The sequence below is a fragment of the bacterium genome (assembly GCA_030247525.1).
Classification (GTDB): Bacteria; Electryoneota; JAOADG01; order JAOADG01; family JAOADG01; genus JAOTSC01.
Map to the genome: position 1 here is coordinate 1 of JAOTSC010000151.1, position 7863 is coordinate 7863.

At 48.2% G+C, this 7863-nt stretch carries 5 protein-coding genes; all 5 read right to left on the reverse strand.

What is annotated here, in order from left to right:
- Positions 1–56: 56 nt before the first annotated feature.
- A complete protein-coding gene (locus OEM52_12025; protein ID MDK9700865.1) occupies positions 57–2129 on the reverse strand; it encodes a T9SS type A sorting domain-containing protein in 2073 nt (690 codons plus the stop codon).
- A 628-nt stretch (positions 2130–2757) separates the two neighbouring features.
- Positions 2758–3675, reverse strand: coding sequence for a class I SAM-dependent methyltransferase (locus OEM52_12030; GenBank protein MDK9700866.1), 918 nt, complete (start codon positions 3673–3675; stop codon positions 2758–2760).
- A gap of 27 nt (positions 3676–3702) precedes the next feature.
- Positions 3703–4431: a hypothetical protein gene (locus tag OEM52_12035; GenBank protein MDK9700867.1), complete on the reverse strand. Its 729-nt coding sequence runs from the start codon at positions 4429–4431 to the stop codon at positions 3703–3705.
- A gap of 4 nt (positions 4432–4435) precedes the next feature.
- Positions 4436–5521, reverse strand: a complete 1086-nt coding sequence (locus tag OEM52_12040) for a glycosyltransferase family 2 protein (protein ID MDK9700868.1) — start codon at positions 5519–5521, stop codon at positions 4436–4438.
- 70 nt (positions 5522–5591) lie between these two features.
- Positions 5592–7863: tetratricopeptide repeat protein (locus tag OEM52_12045; GenBank protein MDK9700869.1), on the reverse strand; the 2272-nt coding region annotated here is incomplete at its 5' end.

The window sequence follows — 7863 nt, forward strand, 5'->3', positions numbered from 1 at the left end:
AAATACGGAATTTGTCCGGCAGAGACAAGAAGGATACCGGACAAATTCCATACAATCTACTTGACGAGCACGAGCCGCTTGCTCTCCGATTGCTTTCCAGCAGTCAGATTTGCGAAGTATACCCCTGAGGAGAGCCCTGTGCCATTGATGCGAGCGGTGTAGGTTCCCGCTTCCTGTGCCCAGTCAACGATTGTTCCGAGGCTACGTCCAGTCATATCGAACAATTCGAGTTTCACATCAGCGCGAGCGGGCAGCGAATACGTAAGAGTAGCGGAAGCATTGAAGGGATTGGGATACACCGACTCGATTTGGAAAACGTCGGGGATCGCATTGCTGTTACGTTCGACTACGCCAAGGGCTTGGGAACAGTCGTAGATACCGAATTCTTGCCCGGCAGCGACATAAGCCAGCGACCCCGTTACCGTAATCTTACGGGCATAGCTCTGTGTACTATGATACCCTACCTCCCGAGGATCAGCTGGATTGCTTATGTTGATAATTCTAAAACCAAAATTGTCTTCAGCTATGAAGGCGTAGTTACCAGAAACGGTAACACCTGCCATGTAAGTTGAAGTGACCAATTCCCCAATAATTTGAGGAACTGAAGGGTTATTCACATTAAAGATCTGAAGTCCGATGCCGTTGCTTACGACGAAAGCAATAGAACCCGTTACAGCGACTCCACTTGCGCCCCTGTGTGTAACGTATGATCCAACCTCAATTGGACTCACAGGATTGTTAATGTTTATGATCCGTAGACCAGAATCTAGATCGGCAACATAGGCGAAAGATCCAGAAACTGCGACCCGCAATGCATAATCGGGTGTATCAAGAAATCCTATGCGTTGTGGGTTAGATGGGTTTTCAACATTGACAATTTGTAACCCTTCATAACCATCCGCCACAAAACATAATGAACCAGAAACAGCGACGTCATTCGCATTTCCGGGTGTATCATAAGAACCTACTTCATGGGGAGTTGCCGGATTACCGATTCCAATAACTCTCAAACCGTAATACCCATATGCAACATACGCACAAGTATCTGACAAAGTGATTCTACTTGCGAAACCGAGTGTGTTAAAGTGACCTACCTCATGCAAATTTGAAGGTTGATTGATATTGAGTACCCTTATTCCCACACTTCCGTCAGCGATAAAAGCATTTGAACCAGAAACAGCGACATCATACGCGTTTCCGGGAATCGAGTAGTTACCAGTTTCAACCGGATTAACTGGATTGCTAATATTTACAATTCGTAAACCTTTTCCGCTATTTGCGATATAAGCTAAAGAACCAGAAACCCTCACACCACACGTTTGTCCATAGGTTGCAAAGTATCCGACTTCTTGAGGATTGCTCGGATTGCTGATATTAATCGTTCTAAGACCATATAGTTCATCCGCGACATAGGCGAAAGAGTCGTTAACTGCAATGTCCCACGCGGCTCCTTGTATGTGACAAAATCCTGATCTGTATGGCGTTGCGGGGTTGCTAATGTTGATTATCTGCAAACCGGAATCCAAATCGGCTACGTAACAATTTGCACCGGATAGTGCAACACCAAAGGCATGACCGGGTGTATCATAAGACCCCACTTCAAATGGATGGTTAGGATTACTTATGTTAATTATCCGTAGTCCAGACGAGCTGTTTGCGACATAGGCATACATACCAGAAACAACTATCCCAAACGCCATTCCTGGGGTTTCGCAATGTCCTATGTATCGTGGATTTGCGGGATTGCTAACGTCGATCACTTGCAAACCGAGTGAGTTACTGGCAATGTATGCATAAGAACCAGAAACAGCGACATCGTCTGCAAATATTGGAACAAATTCGGAGTTAACTACAATAAATCCAACTTCATATGGCGATACAGGATTTGAGATGTCAATGATTCTCAAACCTGCGTTTTCTTCTGCGATGAATGCATAGCTACCGGATACTGTAATTCGTCGCGCGTTGCCTACTGTTTGGCAATGACCAACTTGTTGTGGAGTAACAGGATTGCTGATGTTGATAATCCGTAAACCATAATCCCCGTCAGCGACATAAGCGTAAGCGCCACGTACCTCAACATCATTCGATGATGTGTGCCAATACCGCCCGAGACAACTTACGTTCAAGCTGTCTTGCGCGAAAACAGTGGGAATTGTTGCGAAGAAAAAAAGAGAGAGAAACAATGTAAAGATTAACCGTTGACGATTCATTAGGTATGCTCGATGTTGGTTACTGGTAAGGTAGAAAGCAATTTGATAAGTCGCAATGAAATTGGTAGCAGATTGTAAAAGGTTTGGAGAAATCGAATATGTAATAAGATAGGAGCGAGATGTGTTCGAGGGTTTGGCTTCGATTCAATTCGATGCATGTGTTTTCTAAGAGGGCGAACACAAGGTTCGCCCGTACACCGAAAATTATACGTAAGATGAATTTCAGAAGTATCAGAATGGACATACAAGAGTGCGACCTTTGACAAAAGCGGATTCGCGAGGAATTCTGCGCATGTGAAGTAGAGCAGAATCACGAACTCAAATGAATCTTTGTGAAAGGTTCGTAATGCAGCGAAGTATCCTGCGAAGCAGATACGAAGTGGAATGACGTGGCGATCTCAAAAACAAGTACTTATTTTCAACTATGAGATTGCTTCGTCACTGCGGTCGCACAAGGTTGCGACCTGCGTTCCTCGCAAAGACAGGATGAGCGGAATAATCAATGGTCTCAAGAGTGTCTGTCCTACAGGTCACCGGTACAGGTCTAAGGTTTTTCGGCGACGAGGACGATGACGGACGCGCCGGCTTCACCGCCTACGAGTGCGGGAAGTCCCGCCCAGCCGAGGCGGAAGGGAGCGAGCAGCGATGTTTTCCCGGTGCGGGATTTTATGAGGCGTTCGCTATGGAGCAGGTTGTAGGCAAGGTCGAAGGCAAGTCCCGATACACTGCGCACCCGGAGACCAGCATCTTCGGCTAACTGTCGCAACGACTCCGGTGTAAACATCACACAGTGGCGCGGCGCGTCGTAGGCAATCCAGTTTTCGCGGTAGATACGGGCATCCCACGAGGTAGCATTGGGAACGGCGATTACGATTTTCCCTTTCGGAGCCAGCAGAGAAACCGCTTTCTCTAATACTGCTTTCGGTTGGGAAGTATGTTCGAGGGAGTGCCAAAACGTTATCGCATGAAAAGCACTCTCAGGAGCGGAGTAAGACAGTAAATCACCCTGATGGCAAGGGAATCCGGCTTTCCGTACCGCTTCGACAGCAAGCGGCGAGACATCGATCCCTGCTCCATTCCAACCGCTTTGTTTTGCCCGAGTTAAAAATTCTCCGGTACCACACCCGACATCGAGCAAACGATTGCCGTGTTTTGGATGTCCTAATCGGCGAAAACGGAGCGCTAACGAAAAGGTACGTAACCGGACGTAGAGACGGTCGACGAAGGACTTCGTCCCGGCAGTTGTAATAAAGGGGTCATAGCCATCGGCAGGATAATAGTCCGCCATTGCTTCGAGAGGCGGTAACTGCACTAAAAACGCGGCACCGCAACTTCGGCACCGCGCTAAGTTCCATAGCTCCGCGTTCTCAAGACGAAAACGGTCGGGTAATGCCAACCAAATCCGGTTATCGGTCGAGCCGCATACAGGACACGAATCGACCGATACCCGTCGAGTTTCCATCGTTAGAGGAAGAGAATTAGAAACGCTTTATTCCGCTTTCCAAGGCTTCGGTTGGTAGTAGAAGCGCCAGCCGACCTGAAAGAACGCACCGGAATAATCAATCGGTAAATTCAACGTATTTGAGGGGCTGATGGTTACAACTGTCTTGTTACCATCGGCATCTTCCCAGCGAACGCGATCAACGTAATGGTCACGATACCCAGCGGAAAGGTGAATACCATTACTCTCACCTAAACCGATTTCAGCAAATATTTTCGCCATCCCACCAATTGTTCTTCCGTTCGCTTCCGGGAAGTTCAGGTCGGACATATCGCCGGAACGGGTGGCGGAAGCAAAGCAGAAGTTTGGTCCAGCGCCAATACCCCACGAAATCGCTTCGGTAATGTCCCAACGGAAAGTAGGCATGATGTAAAATTCACTGCCTTTGACATCCATTGTCGACATTTTCTTCGTTACGGAATTCTCTGACTCAAAGCGGGACATTCCTAAGGAATTGTAACCAAATTCCCATTGGAAGTTCTGGTGTGTCCGATACAACAACGACAAACCGAACGAGGGGGAGCCATCAGGCTTGGTACCGGTTGTTCTGCCATTTCCCCAAAGGGTGTCCGTCATGTTGTTTACGTCTTCCATGGCAGCCATTCCGTACCCGCCGCGGAGTTCGATGCCATACTTTTTCGGCAACTCCGCCGCCGAGGCAACCACTGCCAGCGTCAGCATCCCAACCAAGAGAACCGTACTCAGTCGCACGTGCATAGTCTTACTCTCCTCGTCTATCGGTTGAATCGAATCGAAAAAAAGCCGCGGTGGCGCGTCGTCGGCGAAAGTAGAATTGCCATACCACCGATCCGCGGTACCGCCCCGGGAAACTGTCATCGGACCGTTTTCTTAGCGCTTGGAGGCGCTTACGTTCCGACCACGTAATGCGGAGCTTGGAAACGAAATCTCGCCATGCTTTGACTTGGTGCAACGCCCGGTGGATTTCTCCTCGTGAAAGGTAAGCTCCGAATGCCCCGATTTCAAGAGTGACCCGGCGCAATACCGGGAGCATGGTCAAATATTCGGCATTCCGAACCCACATCGCCAAACTATTCCGGTGATTGAGGTAGAGCTTCCAATTGCTGGAACGGTTGAGTGTCGCGCCTCCCCGGTGATATATCACTGCTTTTGGCACCGCTTCAACTTCCCAACCGGCACTCCAAAGCCTCCAACAGAGGTCGATCTCTTCTTGATGAGCAAAAAAACTCTCTTCGAGAGTTCCAACCTCCCGGAGTGCTGACATACGAAACACTACTGCCGTTCCAGATGCCCAAAATATCTGTTGGACATCGTCGTATTGTCCCTGATCGACTTCCATCACATCAAGAATTCTACCATAACTAAACGGGATACCATCGAAATCGATTAATCCGCCAGCTGCTCCAGCATAATCAAACAACTCCGGGTTTTGGTAGGAACGAATCTTTGGCTGTACTGCCGCTAACCTGAGATTTGCTTCCATCCGTTCGACTAACCGGTCGAAGCAATCCGGTTCGACAATGACATCGTTATTCAAAAGCAACGTATATGGGGTTGTAACCGCTGCCAAACCGAAATTGCAACCGCCGGCATATCCCCGATTGGTTTCGGAAGGAAGTATCTTCAGCCACGGATACAGCGCTTTCGCTTTTTGTACCGAATCGTCGGGCGAAGCATTGTCGACTAACAACACTTGAGGCAGGTACTGGCTGGATTTCTCGATAGAAGACAAACAGTCGAGCAACATCCGTTCCCCACCATGATGGGGAATTACAACTGTTAATAGTTCCTGTAGTTTTTCGGTTATCTGCCCAGACATTGTTTTCATTCAAACGCCGGACTCACTTTCGCTGTCCGGCGTTTTGTAACTAAGCCATCGCGCTACTGGTGGCGCGAAGCTACTTCTTCTTCCCGGCTGGTTTAATTCCAACACCGCCAGATTTTTTAGTATCGGTTTTCTTCGCCGTTACTGATTTACCCAATTGTGCGCGTACATCGTCCAGCCGTTGTTTTGCACCGGTGTCGGTGGGGTGTCGTTTCACCCACGAATCCAGCAACCCTTCCACCTTTGTCGGTTGATTGGAACGCTCATACACTGCAATCAACGAGCCTAACAAAGTGCCGTCCTCGGGATTCGCTTGATAAGCCGGCAGGAGAATGCTTTCGGCTTCGTTGTAATGTCCCATTTGTACCAAATAGGAACCGACCCGGGTCATTTTATCCTGCGGTAGACCACCCATCCGTGCTGCTTGAACAAACATCCGCGCACTGACACTATCGAGACCACTGCGATAGAGAATCTCACCAGCATTGTACAACCCTTCCGCTGTTGGAGAAGCTCCGATAACGCGGTCAAAGATTTTCTTCGCTTCGGCGGGCTTTTGCAGGAACTGCTCATAGGCAGCGCCGAGCATCAACAGATTTTCCGTTGTCGGATTCTCGACACTCTGCAGTTTGTTCAAACGTTTTTCGAGCTCTTCGGGACGTCCCAATTCATGATAGATTTTACCCATCTGCAAAACCAGCTCTGGCGCATCGAGCGGGATCACATCTTCCGGGATAATCTTGCCCATGAAGTCGAGGACATACAATGTCTTCTCGCGGTTTGGCAATTCGTTAAACCGGCGCTCCCACTCCGCGGCAGGAATGTTAGAAACCGCTTTCCGTTCCTCCGGCGTTTGAATTTGCTCGTAATAGTGGAACGCCAACTGAAGGAAACAACTACGATAATTCTGCAACAAGCGGTTTTCATTTTCGTTGTAATAAACCAACGGATCATCCAAATGGCGGTAATGATCCTTAAACTCGACGAGCATCTTCTGATACATCTTTTCCGGGTTGATGCGCATGTTCCGTGGTTTCGGATAGATTTTGAATGCCAAACCTTCCATCATCGCGAAATTCGCTAGACCCGCCATCGAGGAATTGGATACCGTTGCCGCAAAATAGATTGGACGTTTCCATGTTCCATCGCGGTTGACATTTGTCCGCATGATATCGATAATCATCATATCCTGCACCCGGATGAAATTTGGCGACCGATCCTTTTGATTCTGTTCAGTTGGAATGTAAAACGCTGCCGGGACTTCCCAACTCAGGGGACCATCGGGTGAATTAATCGTGATGCGGCGGCGATTGGGTGGCCAATACCTCGCCATCAATGCATCTTCGGTTACTGCATCGACATACATATCGATAAAGCTATCGTCAAAGCTAATTGGTACTTTGAATTTGTCACGCATCTGTTTGATATACCAGCCGGTATTGACCAGCGATAAATTCACAACTGCTACGTCGCGGCGAACGTTTTCTACTTCCTGTAAATACCATAACGGGAAGGTATCGTTGTCGCCATTTGTAAAGAGAATTCCATTCGGTTCACAACTCTGTAAAATGTTGTGAGAGTAGTCCCACGCTACATAATTATTTTTGCGGTCGTTCTCATGGTAATTCACCGCCAACATTCGACCGGGAATAACCAGAAGCATTGCCGCAACAGTTATGCTGGCAACGGCAGGCGATAACTTGGGATTCTTAACCCAACCTAAAATCATTTCAATGATTCCCACGGCACCGATACCAATCCAAATCGCAAACGCGAAGAACGAACCAGTATAGGAATAATCACGTTCACGGGGCTGTGGATCGTCTTGGTTGACATAGAGAACAATCGCCAATCCAGTCATTAAAAACAGCACTAAATTCGCAAAGGCGCGTTTCCGGTCTTTGATGAAATGATGATAAGCACCATACAAACCGACAAAGAACGGCAAGCCCCAATACCGCCAGACACCGTTACCGGAGAAGTCTTTCTCACCGGAGTATATGTCACGGGCGATACCGATGAAGTTCCAATCAAAATAGCGGAGGTACATCTTCTTAATCTGGTATTCCCAGAATGGACCACGGCGGTTGAACATAGCAGCGATCATATTGTCGGTGCCGTACTGCTCGCGGGAGAGGTAACTCTTGAGCCGGGCGAGTGACGAAGGGTCGTTCTCGTTAATCATCGGATTAAGCTGTGAACGAATCAAAATCAATGCGTACAATGTGAAGCCGAGAAATGTCAATAAGTGTACCATTGGTACCAGTGCTGATTCATGATCGCTCGAGCGCTTAAAGTAGGCATAGAACCCAAGAGCGATTGGTACCGACAATAGCTTCAACCAG

Excerpts from the sequence above, each read along its gene's own strand:
- OEM52_12030 (MDK9700866.1), bottom strand. The coding sequence starts at position 3,675 with ATGGAAACTCGACGGGTATCGGTCGATTCGTGTCCTGTATGCGGCTCG.
- OEM52_12035 (MDK9700867.1), bottom strand. The coding sequence starts at position 4,431 with ATGCACGTGCGACTGAGTACGGTTCTCTTGGTTGGGATGCTGACGCTG.
- OEM52_12040 (MDK9700868.1), bottom strand. The coding sequence starts at position 5,521 with ATGAAAACAATGTCTGGGCAGATAACCGAAAAACTACAGGAACTATTA.